This is a genomic window from Rothia sp. HMSC071F11 (genome assembly GCF_001809115.1).
Classification (GTDB): domain Bacteria; phylum Actinomycetota; class Actinomycetes; order Actinomycetales; family Micrococcaceae; genus Rothia; species Rothia dentocariosa.
The window spans coordinates 1-3,285 of sequence record NZ_KV795722.1; the positions used below are offsets into that span (position 1 = coordinate 1).

The window sequence follows — 3,285 nt, forward strand, 5'->3', positions numbered from 1 at the left end:
CAGGCTTGTTGTTTCAAAACTATACAGCGAACGCAAACAAACAACTTACTAGTGTGAATAAGTCTTCGGCCTATTAGTACCAGTCAACTCCACGCCTTACAACGCTTCCATACCCGGCCTATCAACCTCATCATCTCTAAGGAGCCTCACACACCACAAAGAGTGCCAGGAGAACTCATCTCGAAACAGGCTTCCCGCTTAGATGCCTTCAGCGGTTATCCCTCCCGAACGTAGCCAATCAGCCATGCACCTGGCGGTACAACTGACATACCAGAGGTTCGTCCGTCCCGGTCCTCTCGTACTAAGGACAGCCTTTCTCAATTCTCCAACGCGCGCAGCGGATAGGGACCGAACTGTCTCACGACGTTCTGAACCCAGCTCGCGTACCGCTTTAATGGGCGAACAGCCCAACCCTTGGGCCCGACTCCAGCCCCAGGATGCGACGAGCCGACATCGAGGTGCCAAACCATGCCGTCGATATGGACTCTTGGGCAAGATCAGCCTGTTATCCCCGAGGTACCTTTTATCCGTTGAGCGACAGCGCTTCCACAAGCCACTGCCGGATCACTAGTCCCGACTTTCGTCCCTGCTCGAGTCGCCACTCTCACAGTCAAGCTCCCTTGTGCACTTACACTCAACACCTGATTGCCAACCAGGCTGAGGGAACCTTTGGGCGCCTCCGTTACACTTTAGGAGGCAACCGCCCCAGTTAAACTACCCATCAGGCACTGTCCCTGAACCAGATCATGGCCCGAAGTTAGACATCCAGATTGACCAGAGTGGTATTTCAACAACGACTCCACCACCACTAGCGTGACAGCTTCACAGTCTCCCACCTATCCTACACAAGCCAACCCAAACACCAATACCAAACTATAGTAAAGGTCACGGGGTCTCTCCGTCCTGCTGCGCGAAACGAGCATCTTTACTCGTACTGCAATTTCACCGAGTTCATGGTTGAGACAGTAGGGAAGTCGTTACTCCATTCGTGCAGGTCGGAACTTACCCGACAAGGAATTTCGCTACCTTAGGATGGTTATAGTTACCACCGCCGTTTACTGGGGCTTAAATTCTCAGCTTCGCCCACACAGGGCTAACCAATCCTCTTAACCTTCCAGCACCGGGCAGGAGTCAGTCCGTATACCTCGTCTTACGACTTCGCACGGACCTGTGTTTTTGATAAACAGTCGCTTCCCCCTGGTCTCTGCGACCCCTACACGCTCCCCACCGCACGGGCAGATCACGCTCAGGGCCCCCCTTCTCCCGAAGTTACGGGGGCATTTTGCCGAGTTCCTTAACCATGATTCTCTCGATCGCCTTAGTATTCTCTACCTGATCACCTGTGTCGGTTTCGGGTACGGGCAGCTAAAACCTCACGCCGATGCTTTTCTCGGCAGCATAGGATCACCAAATCCCCCACAAACAAGGGGTCCCATCACGTCTCAGACACACAACCGGCGCATTTAACAACCAGTCATCCTACACGCTTAGACCACGACAACCACCGCGTGGCTTGGCTACCTTCCTGCGTCACACCTGTTAACACGCTTACCTCCAAAGCTTGGGTCCCACACACCCCACAACACCACAAAGAAAAACTTCATGACACCGTGATCGGCATGGTTAGCATCACAATATCAGTATGGACGGTCCTTCACTGGTACGGGAATATCAACCCGTTCTCCATCGACTACGCCTGTCGGCCTCGCCTTAGGCCCCGACTAACCCAGGGCAGATTAACTTGACCCTGGAACCCTTGATCATCCGGCGCACGGGTTTCTCACCCGTGATTCGCTACTCATGCCTGCATTCTCACTCCCACACAATCCACCACACACTCCCGTGGCAGCTTCACCTCGTGCAGGACGCTCCCCTACCCAACCAGCCACAAAGACTGATTGCCACAACTTCGGCGGTGTACTTGAGCCCCGCTACATTATCGGCGCAGAATCACTTGACCAGTGAGCTATTACGCACTCTTTCAAGGATGGCTGCTTCTAAGCCAACCTCCTGGTTGTCTCAGCAACTCCACATCCTTTCCCACTTAGCACACGCTTAGGGGCCTTAGTTGATGGTCTGGGCTGTTTCCCTCTCGACAATGAAGCTTATCCCCCACTGTCTCACTGCTACACTCTCACTTACCGGCATTCGGAGTTTAGCTAACGTCAGTAACCCTCGCGGGCCCATCGGCCATCCAGTAGCTCTACCTCCAGCAAGAAACATGTAACGCTGCACCTAAATGCATTTCGGGGAGAACCAGCTATCACAGAGTTTGATTGGCCTTTCACCCCTATCCACAGCTCATCCCCCCAGTTTTCAACCTAGGTGGGTTCGGTCCTCCACACGCTCTTACACGTGCTTCAACCTGGCCATGGATAGATCACTCCGCTTCGGGTCTAGATCCTGCCACTACAACGCCCTATTCAGACTCGCTTTCGCTACGACTACCCCACACGGGTTAACCTCGCGACAAAACACTAACTCGCAGGCTCATTCTTCAAAAGGCACGCCACCACCCCACACAAAGGGGGGCTATAACGGCTTGTAAGCACACGGTTTCAGGTACTATTTCACTCCCCTCCCGGGGTACTTTTCACCATTCCCTCACGGTACTGATCCACTATCGGTCATCAGGAAGTATTTAGACTTACCAGGTGGTCCTGGCAGATTCACACGAGATTCCACGAGCCCCGTGCTACTCGGGACATTGTCAACGCACACACAACACTTTCAACTACGGGACTCTCACCCACTACGGTCGACCATTCCAAGCCAGTTCGCCTACCATCATGCACTACGCCGGTGACCAGTTAGAACCACCACAACAACTCCCACAACACCCATGATGCAACACCTAACCGCTATCACACACCACAGGTTTAGCCTCATCCGCGTTCGCTCGCCACTACTAACAGAATCATTATTATTTTCTCTTCCTGCGGGTACTGAGATGTTTCACTTCCCCGCGTTCCCCCCAACTGGCCTATACATTCAACCAGCGGTCACCCACCACAACGATGAGCGAGGTTTCCCCATTCGGAAATCCTCGGATCCACGCCCAGTTATCGGCTCCCCGAGGCTTATCGCAGATTCACACGTCCTTCATCGGCTCCTGATGCCAAGGCATCCACCGTGTGCCCTTAACAACTTACACACAATCAAGAAAAAGAAGAATCAAGAAACCACACAACCGTGCAGTTCCCAGAAGATGCTCGCGTCCACTATATAGTTCTCAAACAACAAACCACACCAACACCAACACCGAGAACAAACCCAGCACCAGCA

Annotated in this window: 1 rRNA gene; it reads right to left on the reverse strand. The window is 53.2% G+C overall.

From position 1 onward, the window contains the following. Positions 1-53 precede the first annotated feature (53 nt). Positions 54-3,154: ribosomal RNA gene (locus HMPREF2554_RS00010) — 23S ribosomal RNA — on the reverse strand. Between the last annotated feature and the right edge of the window lie 131 nt (positions 3,155-3,285).